At 53.4% G+C, this 14,675-nt stretch carries 15 protein-coding genes; 12 read left to right on the top strand and 3 right to left on the bottom strand.

Going from position 1 to position 14,675, the window contains the following annotated elements; genetic code table 11:
- Positions 1–39: 39 nt before the first annotated feature.
- On the bottom strand, positions 40–2,460 hold the full coding sequence (gene plsB, locus OGX90_RS06595; protein WP_008786919.1) for a glycerol-3-phosphate 1-O-acyltransferase PlsB: 2,421 nt from the start codon (positions 2,458–2,460) through the stop codon (positions 40–42).
- Positions 2,461–2,630: 170 nt separating this feature from the next.
- Here plsB and OGX90_RS06590 point away from each other — a divergent pair, with 170 nt between their 5' ends.
- From OGX90_RS06590 to OGX90_RS06575, 4 genes are all read left to right on the top strand, one after another.
- Positions 2,631–2,999, top strand: a complete 369-nt coding sequence (locus OGX90_RS06590) for a diacylglycerol kinase (protein WP_003826594.1) — start codon at positions 2,631–2,633, stop codon at positions 2,997–2,999.
- A gap of 109 nt (positions 3,000–3,108) precedes the next feature.
- Positions 3,109–3,717: a transcriptional repressor LexA gene (gene lexA / locus OGX90_RS06585; protein WP_003826596.1), complete on the top strand. Its 609-nt coding sequence runs from the start codon at positions 3,109–3,111 to the stop codon at positions 3,715–3,717.
- Positions 3,718–3,848: 131 nt separating this feature from the next.
- Positions 3,849–5,168, top strand: a complete 1,320-nt coding sequence (gene dinF, locus OGX90_RS06580) for an MATE family efflux transporter DinF (protein WP_234691933.1) — start codon at positions 3,849–3,851, stop codon at positions 5,166–5,168.
- A 136-nt stretch (positions 5,169–5,304) separates the two neighbouring features.
- Complete coding sequence (locus OGX90_RS06575; RefSeq protein ID WP_003031706.1) at positions 5,305–5,514, top strand: CsbD family protein; 210 nt, start codon at positions 5,305–5,307, stop codon at positions 5,512–5,514.
- Positions 5,515–5,562: 48 nt separating this feature from the next.
- On the opposite strand, the gene zur is transcribed toward OGX90_RS06575, so the two are convergent.
- Positions 5,563–6,081, bottom strand: a complete 519-nt coding sequence (zur, locus tag OGX90_RS06570) for a zinc uptake transcriptional repressor Zur (RefSeq protein WP_003031709.1) — start codon at positions 6,079–6,081, stop codon at positions 5,563–5,565.
- Between the two features lie 115 nt (positions 6,082–6,196).
- Here zur and OGX90_RS06565 point away from each other — a divergent pair, with 115 nt between their 5' ends.
- From OGX90_RS06565 to pspG, 3 genes are all read left to right on the top strand, one after another.
- Positions 6,197–6,685, top strand: a complete 489-nt coding sequence (locus OGX90_RS06565; protein ID WP_003031710.1) for a cupin domain-containing protein — start codon at positions 6,197–6,199, stop codon at positions 6,683–6,685.
- Positions 6,686–6,792: 107 nt separating this feature from the next.
- A complete protein-coding gene (gene dusA / locus OGX90_RS06560; RefSeq protein ID WP_048215129.1) occupies positions 6,793–7,791 on the top strand; it encodes a tRNA dihydrouridine(20/20a) synthase DusA in 999 nt (332 codons plus the stop codon).
- 133 nt (positions 7,792–7,924) lie between these two features.
- A complete protein-coding gene (gene pspG, locus OGX90_RS06555; RefSeq protein WP_003031713.1) occupies positions 7,925–8,167 on the top strand; it encodes an envelope stress response protein PspG in 243 nt (80 codons plus the stop codon).
- 179 nt (positions 8,168–8,346) lie between these two features.
- On the opposite strand, the gene OGX90_RS06550 is transcribed toward pspG, so the two are convergent.
- Positions 8,347–9,330, bottom strand: coding sequence for a quinone oxidoreductase (locus tag OGX90_RS06550; protein WP_234691934.1), 984 nt, complete (start codon positions 9,328–9,330; stop codon positions 8,347–8,349).
- 64 nt (positions 9,331–9,394) lie between these two features.
- On the opposite strand from OGX90_RS06550, the gene dnaB reads away from it, so the two are divergent.
- The 5 genes from dnaB (at position 9,395) to OGX90_RS06525 (ending at position 14,610) form a co-directional block, all read left to right on the top strand.
- Complete coding sequence (gene dnaB, locus OGX90_RS06545; protein WP_003826610.1) at positions 9,395–10,810, top strand: replicative DNA helicase; 1,416 nt, start codon at positions 9,395–9,397, stop codon at positions 10,808–10,810.
- A gap of 16 nt (positions 10,811–10,826) precedes the next feature.
- Positions 10,827–11,906, top strand: coding sequence for an alanine racemase (gene alr, locus OGX90_RS06540; protein ID WP_003826612.1), 1,080 nt, complete (start codon positions 10,827–10,829; stop codon positions 11,904–11,906).
- A gap of 128 nt (positions 11,907–12,034) precedes the next feature.
- On the top strand, positions 12,035–13,228 hold the full coding sequence (gene tyrB / locus OGX90_RS06535; protein WP_048227486.1) for an aromatic amino acid transaminase: 1,194 nt from the start codon (positions 12,035–12,037) through the stop codon (positions 13,226–13,228).
- Between the two features lie 184 nt (positions 13,229–13,412).
- A complete protein-coding gene (gene aphA / locus OGX90_RS06530) occupies positions 13,413–14,126 on the top strand; it encodes an acid phosphatase AphA (protein ID WP_003826615.1) in 714 nt (237 codons plus the stop codon).
- A gap of 127 nt (positions 14,127–14,253) precedes the next feature.
- The gene (locus OGX90_RS06525) at positions 14,254–14,610 is read left to right on the top strand and encodes an MmcQ/YjbR family DNA-binding protein (RefSeq protein WP_008786927.1); all 357 of its coding nucleotides are present in this window, start codon (positions 14,254–14,256) and stop codon (positions 14,608–14,610) included.
- Positions 14,611–14,675 lie beyond the last annotated feature (65 nt).

Raw genomic sequence — 14,675 nt, 5'->3', positions numbered from 1 at the left:
AAAATAAAAAACCGGTCATTCCGACCGGTTTTTTTATGCTTACTCGCCCTGAGTGGCGCTCTCGATGGTCAGACGCACATCTGACGTGACCAGTTCGGCCAGCATCTGATAGATCTTCATCGTCTCTTCCGGTTCGGCATCTCCGGTATCGCTGATGAATCCCTCGTCACGCAGCGTCAGCACCAGAGAGCTGAACACGGCTTTATCGAAGAATTCCGGCGCGTTAATGCCGTGCAGCACTGAGAGGCGTTGCGCCACGGTGCGGCTTTCTTTCTCCAGCGTGCCACGGTTGATGGACGGGTTCGCGCTCAGCAGCCAGAAGGTAATGGCGTAGCGCTGCAACGTCTCGCGAGCACCTGCCGCCAGCAGCTGTAGCGTGCGGGAGCGGGCTGGATTGATATGCAGTTCGTCATCGGTCAGGGTGATGAGTCCCTGGCGCTGCATTTCGCTGGCCAGTTCGTCAATCACCCCGGCAAGCTCATCACGCTCCCAGCGTAAGAACAGCTCCGCTTTTAACATCGGGTACAGCGCATCAATATGCTGCTGCAACGCGGCGCGTGAAATACGACGATGCTGAGTCACAATGGCTGCCATCAACGAAGGCAGAACCAGCATATGCGCAATGTTATTGCGGTAGTAAGTCATCAAGACCGCCTGCTCGCGCGGCAGAATAATGATGTCACCGATAGTGTCTTTCTCGACCTCAAACTTGTTCATCTGCAAGGCGTGGTCGATCAGTTCACTGGCGCTCTGTGCCGGCACCGTCGAATCCGCAGCATACGGCACGTTGCGCAGCAGGCTCAGGTAGCAGTCGAGTTGTTCAGTCAGCTGTTCACGGGTCAGAGAGCGCTGGCGGGAGGCCAGTAAAGCAGTACAGCACAGGTTCATGGCGTTGGCCGCGCCTGCGTTGTTAATGCGCACCATCAAATCGGCGGCAATGTTATTCACCGTCGGCGTCAGCCAGGCCGGGCGGATAGACTCGATAGGGTCGATAGATTCACGCCACTCCGGCACATGCTGGTTGAGGTAAGTCATCAATGGCATTGGTTCACCAAAGTTGACGTAGCCCTGACCCAGGTTACGCAGCTTGCTTAAGCCACGCAGCATTTGCGGCAGGCTTTCTTTCTCTTTCGTCGCGCCACGCAGCTCTTTTGCGTAGGTGCCCACTTCCATTACGTGCTCATAGCCGATGTAAATAGGAACGAGGGTAATCGGACGTGTACCGCCGCGCAGCATCGCCTGAATAGTCATCGACAGCGTGCCGGTTTTCGGGTCGAGCAGACGACCGGTACGTGAACGGCCCCCTTCGACAAAGTACTCAACCGAGTAGCCGCGGCTGAACAGCTCGCCCAGGTATTCGCGGAAAACGGTGGAATAGAGCTTGTTGCCCTTGAAGGTACGACGAATAAAGAACGCGCCCAGACGGCGGAAAATCGGACCCGCTGGCCAGAAGTTCAGGTTGATACCGGCTGCGATGTGCGGCGGCACCAGACCCTGGTGGTACAGAACGTACGACAGCAGCATATAGTCCATATGGCTGCGGTGGCACGGAACGTACACGATTTCATGCCCATCGTGCGCCAACTGGCGTACACGTTCAGCATTGTGAACGTTAATCCCCTGATACAGACGGTTCCAGGTAAAGCCCAGAATACGGTCCGTCAAACGAATCATTTCGTAGGAGAAGTTGGCGGCAATCTCTTCCATCAGCGCAATGGCATTTTGCTGCGCTTTTTCGTGGGAGATTTTTTTACTGCGCGCTTCATCTTCTACCGCACGAGCGATCGCTTTTGAAGCTAACAGCTTATTAAACAGATCCTGGCGGGCAGGGAGGCGCGGGCCGACAGCGGCCAGGCGCTGGCGAGCAAAGTGCATACGCGCCACGCGTGCCAGCTTCTGGGCGATGATCTTATCCGTACCGTGTTCATCCGCCATACGGCGCAGAGAGACCGACGGAGAGAAGCGGACAAAACTGTCGCGACCCAGCCAGGACACCGCAAAGAATTTCTGTACGCCGTTTAGCATACGTAACGGCGGATTGACCTCGCCTTTTTCACGCCCCGGCGCACGGCCAAACATCACCGAAACCGGCACCATCTGCACATCCAGATCTGGATTGCTGCGATGCAAGTCGAGATAGTTGTGGAACAGCTTGATGGACTCTTCTTTCGGCGTGTAATAGGTGAATACACGCGGACCGCCGTGAATAAACACGTAGCGCGGTAACAGCGTTCCGTCTATCTCTAGTGGTTCCAGGGGATCGGGGAGGTCGTGCACCAGACATTGGGCACGCAGCGTCAGCAAGTCAGCTTTCGAATTGTACGGTAGGACGTACATAATGGGACGCGAAGTATCGAGTCCCAATTCCGGAGCAGGTTCTGCTGGAATAGACTTGCTTTTTACCAGGACGCTTAATGGTAAATTCAGTAATTTGTAGTAAATTCGTGGCCAGCCGGACATAAACGATGTAAAGCCTCTGGTTAATAATGCAAATGCGCTGCAAGGATATCAGAAAGTTTAGTGAATTTCTGTGGTATCCGGTCATACTTCGCGCTGCTTTGCCACACCCTGAACAAACGGGGTAACGTTACAATGACATTGACGCTAATAATGTAAAAAGGTTCTTTTTGATGGCCAATAATACCACTGGATTCACCCGAATTATCAAAGCTGCAGGTTATTCCTGGAAAGGTTTTCGCGCCGCATGGATTAATGAGGCGGCATTCCGTCAGGAAAGTGTTGCTGTCCTGCTGGGCGTCGCCATCGCCTGCTGGCTGGATGTTGATGCAATTACCCGCGTGTTGTTGATTGGTTCTGTGATGCTGGTGATGATCGTTGAAATCCTCAACAGTGCGATTGAAGCGGTGGTTGATCGTATTGGTTCTGAGTATCACGAACTTTCCGGTCGGGCGAAAGATATGGGGTCGGCTGCGGTATTGCTGTCTATTTTTGTCGCTCTAATCACCTGGGGCATCCTGTTGTGGTCGCATTTGCGATAAGGCTTCCACAACTGCATAAATCTCCTGTTTTTTGTGCAGTTTGCGGTTCCAAAATCGCCTTTAGCTGTATATACTCACAGCATAACTGTATATACACCCAGGGGGCGGAATGAAAGCGTTAACGGCCAGGCAACAAGAGGTGTTTGATCTCATTAGAGATCACATCAGCCAGACAGGTATGCCACCGACGCGTGCGGAGATCGCGCAGCGTTTGGGGTTCCGTTCCCCAAACGCAGCTGAAGAACACCTGAAAGCGCTGGCGCGTAAAGGTGTGCTGGAAATTGTATCCGGCGCATCGCGCGGTATTCGACTGTTGCAGGAAGAAGAAGAAGGGTTACCGCTTGTGGGGCGCGTGGCAGCCGGTGAGCCACTTCTGGCGCAGCAGCACATCGAAGGCCACTATCAAGTCGATCCTTCACTGTTCAAACCGAACGCCGATTTTCTTCTGCGCGTTAGCGGTATGTCGATGAAAGATATCGGGATTATGGACGGTGATTTACTCGCTGTGCATAAAACCCAGGACGTGCGTAACGGACAGGTTGTTGTTGCCCGTATTGATGATGAAGTTACGGTTAAGCGTCTGAAAAAGCAGGGTAACAAGGTTGAACTTCTGCCAGAAAACAGTGAATTTAAACCTATCGTTGTCGACCTGCGCGAACAAAACTTCACTATTGAAGGGCTGGCAGTAGGCGTTATCCGTAACGGTGAATGGCTGTAATTTTCTGTTGAATCCCTGTAGGCCGGATAAGACGATGACGTCGCCATCCGGCAACGTGCCCGGTAGCGCTGCGCTTGCCGGGCCTGCATCACATTATCCAGTACGTCTAACTTCTTCTCAGGCCCTCCTGTATGCCTTTCTTTACCTCTTCTGATAAAGCACTCTGGCACCTCGCCTTACCCATGATCTTCTCCAATATCACCGTTCCCCTGCTGGGACTGGTGGATACCGCGGTGATTGGTCATCTGGATAGTCCGGTCTATCTTGGCGGTGTTGCGGTTGGTGCTACGGCAACCAGTTTTCTTTTTATGCTGCTGCTTTTTTTGCGCATGAGCACCACCGGTCTTACCGCCCAGGCATTTGGTGCGAAAAATCCGCAGGCGCTGGCGCGCGCACTGGTGCAGCCGCTCATGCTGGCGCTGGGAGCAGGGTTGCTTATCGCACTTTTTCGTACGCCGATTATCGATCTGGCTCTGCACATTGTTGGCGGAAGTGAAGCGGTACTGGAGCAGGCCCGACGTTTCCTCGAAATTCGCTGGTTAAGCGCACCCGCCTCGCTGGCGAATCTGGTGCTGCTCGGCTGGCTGCTTGGCGTTCAGTATGCGCGTGCGCCGGTTATCTTGTTGATTGTCGGTAATATTCTCAACATTGTGCTCGATATATGGCTGGTGATGGGCCTGCATATGAACGTGCAAGGTGCGGCACTGGCAACGGTGATTGCTGAATATGCCACCTTGCTGATCGGCCTGATGATGGTGCGCAAAGTCCTGCATATGCGCGGAATTTCGCTGGCAATGCTGAAGCAGGCGTGGCGTGGCAACTTCCGCCATTTGCTGGCGCTTAACCGTGACATCATGTTGCGCTCGCTACTGCTGCAGCTCTGTTTTGGCGCAATCACGGTGCTGGGTGCGCGTCTGGGAGGCGATATCATTGCGGTTAATGCCGTTCTGATGACCCTGTTAACCTTTACCGCCTACGCGCTGGATGGATTTGCCTATGCCGTGGAAGCGCATTCGGGCCAGGCCTATGGGGCGCGAGACGGTAGCCAGTTGCTGGACGTCTGGCGGGCGGCCTGCCGACAGTCCGGTATTGTGGCTATTTTGTTTTCGCTGGTTTATGCCCTGTTTGGCGAGCAGATTGTTGCGCTGCTGACCTCGCTGCCGCAGATCCAACAGCTGGCCGATCGCTATCTTTTCTGGCAGGTGGTGTTACCGCTGGTGGGTGTCTGGTGTTATCTGCTCGACGGAATGTTTATTGGCGCGACGCGCGCGGCAGAAATGCGCAACAGTATGGCCGTTGCTGCCACAGGATTCGCATTAACGCTGCTGACTTTGCCGTGGCTGGGAAACCATGGCTTGTGGTTGGCGTTAACCGTTTTCCTGGCGTTGCGCGGGCTTTCACTGGCCTTTATCTGGCGACGTCACTGGCGTAATGGAACCTGGTTTGCCTGAGCGGGATGGTTAAAAATTCCGAATAGTAAATAAAACCCAGAATCACTGACTACACTTATTCTCACGTCCAGCAAAAACAGCATGTGTCTGGGCATGGCACTCTCGCTATTCACAACCTAACGATGAGGACTTGATGATGAATAAAGACGAAGTCGGCGGCAACTGGAAGCAGTTTAAAGGTAAAGTGAAAGAGCAATGGGGCAAACTGACCGATGATGATATGACGGTCATTGAAGGTAAACGTGACCAACTGGTCGGTAAAGTCCAGGAGCGTTACGGTTACGCGAAAGATCAGGCGGAGAAAGAAGTTAACGATTGGGAAAAACGTAATGATTACCGCTGGTAATTAACCCTTCCCTCCTGAGAGTACAAGGATGTACGCTCTCCCGCTTACCTAGCGCCCAACTTTCTTCTTCACCTGAATCGTATGGTCATGCTGGCACTCGCCAGGATGGCGGCAAGATTCAACTTCCACACAGGCCGGACACAGCCCGTGGGCTTCAATAACGTTATGCCGCAGTGCAAAGCCCATTTTTGCCGCCAGCGTATGCATAATGTCTTCCACGCCTTCCGCACACTCTTCTTTTACCACGCCACAGCGGTCGCAAATGAACATTGCTGAACTGTGGGTTGGCTGATCGAACAGATGACAAAGCACATAGCTGTTGGTGGATTCCACCTTGTGCACGAAACCTTGTTCCAGCAGAAAATCGAGCGCACGATATACGGTAGGTGGTTTAGCCTGTGGCTCAGTTTCCCGCAACAGGTCGAGCAGGTCATAGGCGCTGATCGCACCTTCCTGCAGGCTCATCAGGCGCAGTACTTCGAGGCGTTGTGGCGTAAGCCGCACGTTGCGTTGCGCGCAGAGTTTTTCAGCTTGAGCCAATAACTCTTGCGTAGTGGTTTTGTCCATTTGGCGCCTCGATTTGCGTGGAAGGTTAATCCCTTACTTTAACATGTTCTGCTTAAAACGCCGAGATCCACCGTGGTGTGCTATACCTGACGCATCGCAATACTGGAAAATAACCATGAAAAGACCCGATTGTATTCGCCACTGGCGTGAGGTTGAGGGGGCTGATGACTCCACTTATCCTGACAGCGATGAGCTATTTGCTATTGGCGCGCCGCTTGCCCGCAAGTTGGGGTTAGGACGACTCGGCATTCATCATGAACGCCTGCCGCCGGGTCGGCGTACCTCGTACCCGCACGCCGAAAGCGATGAGGAAGAATTTATCTACGTGCTGGAAGGTTATCCTGAGGCCTGGATTAACGGGTATTTATGGAAGCTGGAACCGGGCGACAGCGTCGGTTTCCCGGCAGGTACAGGCGTGTGCCATACCTTTATCAATAACACCAGTGAAGAGGTGCGCCTGTTAGTCGTGGGTGAGGCGAACAAAAAATACAACCGCATTTATTATCCGCTTAACCCGGTCTATGCCGCTACACGTGAGGATCGCTGGGTCGACCATCCGCCGCAGTTTTTTGGATCTCACGACGGAAAACCGGGGCGTAAATAGCGTTTGTTTAGGGTCAGGGGGAGTGAGCCGCGAGGATGTGGCTCACTATCGTAACGGTCTATGCTATAGTAGCGCCCCTTTTTTAACCGGATGCTTGAATATTCGCCATGCTGCCTGAATCTCAGTCTACCGCTTTTCCCGCTCATCGTTTTTCTATCGCGCCGATGCTCGACTGGACGGACAGACACTGCCGCTACTTTTTGCGCTTACTGTCCAGCCAGACGCTGCTCTATACGGAGATGGTAACCACTGGGGCAATCATTCATGGTAAAGGCGATTATCTGGCGTATAGCGAAGAAGAACATCCGGTCGCATTGCAACTGGGCGGGAGCGATCCTGCGGCGCTGGCGCAGTGCGCAAAGCTCGCTGAACAGCGGGGCTACGACGAAATTAACCTCAACGTGGGTTGTCCTTCCGACCGCGTACAGAATGGCATGTTTGGCGCCTGCCTGATGGGGAATGCGCAACTGGTCGCCGATTGCGTCAAAGCAATGCGCGACGTGGTGTCGATTCCGGTAACGGTGAAAACTCGTATCGGTATTGATGACCAGGACAGCTACGAATTCCTCTGCGATTTCATCAACACGGTATCTGGCAAAGGCGAATGTGAGATGTTTATCATTCACGCCCGCAAGGCCTGGCTGTCAGGGTTAAGCCCGAAAGAAAACCGCGAAATTCCACCGCTGGATTATGACCGTGTTTATCAGTTAAAGCGCGATTTTCCGCATCTGACGATGTCGATCAACGGCGGCATTAAATCGTTGGAAGAAGCGAAAATTCATCTGCAACATATGGATGGCGTGATGGTGGGGCGTGAGGCGTATCAAAACCCAGGCATTCTGGCGTCCGTTGACCGCGAGATTTTTGCAGCTACCACCAAAGATTCCGATCCAGTCGCCGTGGTGCGTGCCATGTACCCGTATATTGAGCGTGAACTGAGTAAGGGAACCTATTTGGGACATGTGACACGCCATATGTTGGGGCTGTTTCAGGGTATTCCCGGTGCGCGCCAGTGGCGTCGTTACCTGAGCGAGAATGCACATAAAGCCGGGGCAGATATTAACGTTCTGGAGCATGCGCTGAAGCTGGTGGCAGACAAGCGTTAAGTTTTCACCAAAAGTTAGTTAATTTCACCACGCCCTGCGCTTTGTCGCGGGGCGTTTTCTTTATAAATCAACGCATTATTTTTGGCATGTTTCTTGTAAAGCAATGGAGAGAATTTCATTTCGGGAGAGAGCCATGCTGGAACTACTTTTTGTGATTGGATTTTTTATCATGCTGATGGTCACCGGCGTATCTTTGCTGGGCGTTCTGGCCGCATTGGTCGTAGCCACCGCCGTGATGTTTCTGGGCGGACTATTTGCCTTGATGATTAAACTGTTGCCCTGGCTGCTACTGGCTGTTGCTGTGGTGTGGGTGATCAAGGCGATAAAAGCGCCAAAAGTCCCACAGTATCAGCGCAATAACCGCCGGTTTTACTAAGGTATTGAGCGGTACGTCACAACCTGCAACATTGCCTTTAGAACCAAATAGGAATTGATTATCAAATCTGTCACTATTGCCAGGTTAACGAATTCATCGAGCTGTACCCTACATACAGCCGAACTAAAAAAAGAAAGGGCTTCCTGCGGGAAGCCCTAATTCTTTCTTTCCCCGTCATCTTAAGGAATCAGCAAACTCGATCCCTGCGTGGCCCGGCTTTCCAGTACTTCATGAGCACGCTGTGCATCGTGCAGTGCGAACGTTTGACCAGGCGCGACATCCACTTTGATCACTCCACTGGCAACCAGCGAGAAAAGCTCATTGCTGGCTTCGGTTAATTCGCGGTGATTGGTGATGTAACCCTGTAGAGAAGGACGGGTCACGTATAGCGAACCTTTCTGGTTCAGAATGCCTAAGTTCACGCCAGTAACCGGCCCGGAAGCATTACCAAAGCTGACCATTAGTCCCCGGCGCTGCAAACAATCCAGCGAGGCTTCCCAGGTATCTTTCCCCACCGAGTCATACACCACCCGCACTTTTTTACCGCCAGTTACCTCTTTCACTCGCTCAACAATGCTCTCTTCACGATAGTTAATGACCTGCCATGCGCCAGCCTGCAGCGCAATTTGCGCTTTTTGCGCACTGCCGACGGTACCAATCAGCTTCGCACCCAATGCTTTTGCCCACTGGCAGGCAATCATGCCGACGCCGCCCGCAGCCGCATGGAACAAAAACGGCTCATCAGGTTGAATTTCATAGGTTTTACGTAACAGATAAAAAACGGTTAGCCCTTTAAGAAACGAGGCGGCAGCTTGTTCAAACGAGATAGCGTTAGGCAGGATGGCGGCTTTATCGGCCGGAACGTTATGCACTGAGCTGTAGGCGCCAAGAGCAGACTGGGCATACACCACGCGATCGCCAGCTTTAATGTGTGTCACTTTGCTGCCAACTTTGCTGACTACGCCGGCGGCTTCGGTACCCAGCCCGCTGGGCAGGGAAGGCGGTGGATAAAGACCACTGCGGATGTAGGTGTCGATATAGTTGATCCCAATCGCTTTGTTCTCGACCTGGATTTCGTTTTCCGCCGGGTCTACGGGCGTAAACTCCACCGCCTTGAGTACATCAGGGCCACCATGCTTGTGAAATTCAATACGTGTTGCCATGCTTCCTCCAAAAGAAATGTGGTAATCTTTCGACCCAATCATTATCTCGGTAACTCCATTCACTATGGCAGGAAATAAACCCTTCAACAAACAACAGACTGATGCTCGTGAGCGCGATCCCCAGGTCGCCGGGCTGAAAGTACCGCCGCACTCGATTGAAGCGGAACAGTCGGTGTTGGGCGGTTTAATGCTGGATAACGAACGCTGGGACGATGTCGCCGAGCGTGTGGTGGCGGAAGATTTTTATACCCGTCCGCACCGGCATATCTTCACGGAAATGCATCGCCTGCAGGAGATGGGAAAACCCATCGATCTGATCACGCTGGCTGAGTCGCTGGAAGTTCAGGGACAACTGGACAGCGTCGGCGGTTTTGCTTACCTGGCTGAGTTGTCTAAAAACACGCCAAGTGCGGCGAACATTAGCGCTTATGCGGATATCGTCCGCGAACGCGCCGTTGTTCGTGACATGATTTCAGTTGCAAACGAAATCGCGGAAGCCGGTTTTGATCCGCAAGGACGCTCCAGTGAAGATCTGTTGGACCTTGCAGAATCCCGTGTCTTTAAAATCGCGGAAAGCCGCGCTAATAAAGACGAAGGCCCGAAAAATATTACTGACGTGCTCGACGCCACCGTCGCGCGTATCGAGCAGCTGTTCCAGCAACCGCACGACGGCGTCACCGGGGTGAACACCGGTTATGACGACCTCAATAAAAAGACGGCTGGTTTGCAGCCGTCAGACTTAATTATCGTCGCCGCGCGTCCGTCGATGGGTAAAACGACATTTGCAATGAACCTCGTCGAAAATGCGGCGATGTTGCAGGATAAGCCGGTTCTTATCTTTAGTCTTGAAATGCCCTCAGAACAGATCATGATGCGTTCCCTGGCCTCGCTCTCACGCGTAGACCAAACCAAAATTCGTACCGGTCAACTGGATGATGAAGACTGGGCGCGAATTTCCGGAACAATGGGGATTTTGCTGGAGAAACGAAACATCTATATTGATGACTCCTCCGGCCTGACGCCTACGGAAGTGCGCTCGCGTGCCCGTCGTATCGCCCGTGAACATGGCGGTATCGGACTTATCATGATCGACTACCTGCAGCTGATGCGCGTGCCGTCGCTCTCCGACAACCGTACGCTGGAAATTGCAGAAATCTCCCGCTCGCTGAAAGCGTTAGCGAAAGAACTGCATGTGCCGGTGGTGGCGCTGTCGCAGCTTAACCGCTCTCTGGAACAACGTGCCGACAAGCGTCCGGTCAACTCGGATCTGCGTGAGTCTGGCTCCATCGAGCAGGATGCCGACTTAATCATGTTTATCTATCGTGATGAGGTTTATCACGAAAACAGCGACCTGAAAGGGATCGCAGAAATCATTATTGGTAAGCAACGTAACGGCCCGATCGGTACGGTGCGCCTGACGTTTAACGGTCAGTGGTCGCGATTCGACAACTATGCCGGTCCTCAATATGACGATGAGTAATTTCTAAGGAATACAAATGCAAGCGGCAACTGTAGTCATTAACCGCCGCGCTCTGCGACACAACCTGCAACGTCTGCGTGAACTGGCTCCAGCCAGCAAACTGGTTGCGGTCGTGAAAGCGAACGCCTACGGCCATGGTCTGTTAGAGACCGCGCGAACGCTCCCCGATGCGGACGCTTTTGGTGTCGCTCGTCTTGAAGAAGCCCTGCGCTTGCGAGCGGGAGGGATCACGCAGCCCATCCTGCTGCTGGAGGGATTTTTTGATGCCTCCGATCTGCCGACTATTTCCGCGCAGCGCCTGCATACTGCCGTCCACAACCAGGAGCAGCTCGAAGCCCTGGAAGCCGCTAAACTGGCTGAACCCGTTACCGTCTGGATGAAGCTCGACACCGGTATGCATCGCCTGGGCGTACGCCCTGAGCAGGCCGAGGCGTTTTATCAGCGCTTAACACAGTGTGAAAACGTGCGCCAGCCGGTCAATATCGTCAGCCACTTTGCTCGTGCGGATGAGCCTGAGTGTGGCGCGACCGAAAAACAGCTTGATATCTTCAACAGTTTTTGTGAAGGCAAACCGGGGCAGCGTTCGATTGCCGCGTCGGGTGGTATTTTGCTGTGGCCGCAGTCTCACTTCGACTGGGCGCGTCCGGGGCTGATTCTGTATGGCGTATCGCCACTGGAAAATCACTCCATCGGCGCTGATTTTGGCTGCCAGCCGGTAATGTCGCTGACCTCAAGTCTGATTGCGGTGCGTGAGCACAAAGCGGGCGAGCCGGTTGGTTATGGAGGAACCTGGCTGAGCGAGCGCGACACGCGTCTTGGCGTGGTAGCGATGGGCTATGGCGATGGTTATCCGCGCGCAGCGCCGTCTGGGACACCGGTGCTGGTCAATGGCCGTGAAGTGCCGATCGTCGGTCGCGTCGCGATGGATATGATCTGCGTCGATTTAGGCCCTGAAGCGCAGGATAAAGCCGGCGATTCGGTGATTCTGTGGGGCGAGGGCCTGCCCGTTGAACGCATTGCTGAAATGACGAAGGTAAGTGCTTACGAACTTATTACGCGCCTGACCTCAAGGGTAGCGATGAAGTATATCGATTAGCAGCATGATGTGCCGGACAGGTGGTTACGCCGCCTTCCGGCAATATTCCTCTCAACATCCTCTCGATCTTCTCCCACTTCCGGTTTATTGTGTTCTTAACCCCTGCCTGTAAACCCGGAGAACCACACGTGTTTCAAAAAGTTGACGCCTACGCCGGCGACCCGATTTTATCGCTCATGGAGCGCTTCAAAGAAGATTCACGTAGCGACAAAGTGAATCTCAGTATCGGCCTGTATTACAACGAAGACGGCATTATTCCTCAGCTTAAAGCTGTGGCGGAAGCGGAAGCCCGCCTCAATGCCAAACCGCATGGCGCTTCGCTGTATCTGCCGATGGAAGGTCTGAACACGTATCGCCATACTATTGCGCCGCTGCTGTTTGGCGCAGAACATCCGGTTCTCCAGCAGCAGCGCGTCGCAACCATTCAGACGCTGGGCGGCTCCGGTGCGTTAAAGGTTGGCGCAGACTTCCTGAAACGTTATTTCCCTGATTCTGGCGTGTGGGTCAGCGATCCGACCTGGGAAAACCATATCGCGATTTTTGAAGGTGCCGGATTCGAAGTAAGCACTTACCCATGGTATGACGACACGACCAACGGCGTGCGTTTCAACGACCTGCTGGCAACGCTGAATACCCTACCGGCGCGCAGCATCGTGCTGCTACATCCGTGCTGCCATAACCCGACAGGGGCGGATTTAAGGCCTACGCAGTGGGATAGCGTTATTGAGATCCTGAAAGCACGCGATCTGATCCCGTTCCTGGATATTGCTTACCAGGGCTTTGGTGGTGGAATGGAAGACGACGCCTATGCGATTCGCGCCATTGCCAGCGCCGGATTGCCCGCTCTTGTCAGCAACTCATTCTCGAAGATTTTCTCCTTGTACGGCGAGCGTGTCGGCGGACTGTCAGTGGTATGTGAAGACGCTGATACCGCCAGCCGCGTGCTGGGGCAGCTAAAAGCGACGGTGCGTCGAAACTACTCCAGCCCGCCAAACTTTGGTGCGCAGGTAGTTGCCGCGGTACTGGGTGATGACGCGCTGAAAGCCAATTGGCTGGCGGAAGTTGAAGAGATGCGTACCCGCATTCTGGCGATGCGCCAGGAGTTGGTTAACGTATTGAATACGGAGATCCCAGGCCGTAACTTTGACTACCTGCTGCAACAGCGCGGGATGTTCAGCTATACCGGGCTTAGCGCAGCCCAGGTTGATCGTCTGCGCGATGAGTTCGGTGTATACCTGATCGCCAGCGGTCGCATGTGCGTGGCCGGGTTGAATCACGGTAACGTGCAGCGCGTGGCGAAGGCATTTGCCGCCGTCATGTAACCGACTTTGCAGGCCTGATAAGCGTCGCGCCATCAGGCCTGTTTTCCAATGTGATCGTGCTCCTTTTCCAGGACAAAACCAGAGAAAATCCTTCCTTTCCCTCCCCCTAAGGGGTAAGGTCAGATAGTTTTTTGACCAGTTGTTAATAAAAAAATGATAACTAACTGACTACTTAGGGAAAAATATGCGCAAGTTTACGTTGGCACTGAGTGCCGTTTGTTTATTGTTCACGCTAAATCAGCCAGCCCAGGCACTCGTTTCTTCTCCCTCTCAGCTCAATCCAGGCACTAACGTTGCAAAGCTCGCTGAGCAGGCTCCCATTCACTGGGTCTCCGTGGCACAAATTGAAAACAGCCTGACCGGACGTCCGCCGATGGCCGTCGGGTTTGATATCGATGACACTGTCCTCTTTTCCAGCCCAGGCTTCTGGCGCGGTAAAAAAACGTATTCTCCGGACAGTGAGGATTACCTGAAGAATCCGGCCTTCTGGGAAAAAATGAACAATGGCTGGGACGAGTTCAGTATTCCAAAAGAAGTCGCGCGCCAACTGATTGATATGCACGTGCGTCGCGGTGACAGCATCTTTTTCGTGACCGGGCGTAGCCAGACGAAGACTGAAACGGTGTCGAAAACGTTGTCTGATAACTTTCACATCCCAGCTGGAAATATGAATCCGGTCATTTTTGCCGGCGACAAGCCGGGTCAGAACACCAAAACGCAGTGGCTGCAGGATAAAAATATCCGCATGTTCTACGGTGACTCCGATAATGACATCACTGCCGCTCGCGACGTGGGTATTCGCGGTATTCGCATTTTGCGCGCCTCTAACTCCACTTATAAGCCGCTGCCACAGGCCGGTGCGTTTGGTGAAGAGGTGATCGTCAACTCGGAATATTGAGGACGCTGGCTGCGGATTGCTGTTTTTTTAAACAAATTTACATTGCTGGCTTTTACCTTTTGCGGACTTGCTGCACACTGAATAAAAGATGTTCTCATGAGGCAATATGCTGGTAAGGGGAATAAAGATGACGAATTCGGAGTTGCTGCAATACTGCATGGCAAAAACGGGCGCGGAGCAGAGCGTTCACAGTGACTGGAAGGCCACGCAAATCAAAGTCGAAGATGTGCTTTTTGCCATGGTAAAAGAGGTGGAAGAACGCCCGGCGGTGTCTCTGAAAACCAGCCCTGAACTGGCAGAACTGTTGCGCCAGCAGCATAGCGATGTTCGGCCAAGCAGGCATCTCAATAAGGCGCACTGGAGTACGGTGTATCTGGACGGCTCGCTGCCGGATTCACAGATTTATTATCTGGTCGACGCCTCTTATCAGCAGGCTGTGAACACGTTGCCGGAAGATAAACGCCGGATACTGACGCAGCCCTGATCCGTTTCGCCGGATGCGGCGCAAGCGCCTTATCCGGCCGACAAGCTTTATACCTGGTCTGTAGT

The organism is Citrobacter sp. Cpo012 (assembly GCF_030333015.1).
GTDB lineage: Bacteria > Pseudomonadota > Gammaproteobacteria > Enterobacterales > Enterobacteriaceae > Citrobacter > Citrobacter portucalensis.
The sequence above is the reverse complement of the archived record's forward strand: the minus strand, read 5'-3'. Positions and strand labels throughout refer to the sequence as shown.

Bases quoted from the DNA above. Each gene is read 5' to 3' on its own strand.
- plsB (WP_008786919.1), bottom strand. From the start codon at position 2,460: ATGTCCGGCTGGCCACGAATTTACTACAAATTACTGAATTTACCATTA.
- OGX90_RS06590 (WP_003826594.1), top strand. From the start codon at position 2,631: ATGGCCAATAATACCACTGGATTCACCCGAATTATCAAAGCTGCAGGT.
- lexA (WP_003826596.1), top strand. From the start codon at position 3,109: ATGAAAGCGTTAACGGCCAGGCAACAAGAGGTGTTTGATCTCATTAGA.
- dinF (WP_234691933.1), top strand. From the start codon at position 3,849: ATGCCTTTCTTTACCTCTTCTGATAAAGCACTCTGGCACCTCGCCTTA.
- OGX90_RS06575 (WP_003031706.1), top strand. From the start codon at position 5,305: ATGAATAAAGACGAAGTCGGCGGCAACTGGAAGCAGTTTAAAGGTAAA.
- zur (WP_003031709.1), bottom strand. From the start codon at position 6,081: ATGGACAAAACCACTACGCAAGAGTTATTGGCTCAAGCTGAAAAACTC.
- OGX90_RS06565 (WP_003031710.1), top strand. From the start codon at position 6,197: ATGAAAAGACCCGATTGTATTCGCCACTGGCGTGAGGTTGAGGGGGCT.
- dusA (WP_048215129.1), top strand. From the start codon at position 6,793: ATGCTGCCTGAATCTCAGTCTACCGCTTTTCCCGCTCATCGTTTTTCT.
- pspG (WP_003031713.1), top strand. From the start codon at position 7,925: ATGCTGGAACTACTTTTTGTGATTGGATTTTTTATCATGCTGATGGTC.
- OGX90_RS06550 (WP_234691934.1), bottom strand. From the start codon at position 9,330: ATGGCAACACGTATTGAATTTCACAAGCATGGTGGCCCTGATGTACTC.
- dnaB (WP_003826610.1), top strand. From the start codon at position 9,395: ATGGCAGGAAATAAACCCTTCAACAAACAACAGACTGATGCTCGTGAG.
- alr (WP_003826612.1), top strand. From the start codon at position 10,827: ATGCAAGCGGCAACTGTAGTCATTAACCGCCGCGCTCTGCGACACAAC.
- aphA (WP_003826615.1), top strand. From the start codon at position 13,413: ATGCGCAAGTTTACGTTGGCACTGAGTGCCGTTTGTTTATTGTTCACG.
- OGX90_RS06525 (WP_008786927.1), top strand. From the start codon at position 14,254: ATGACGAATTCGGAGTTGCTGCAATACTGCATGGCAAAAACGGGCGCG.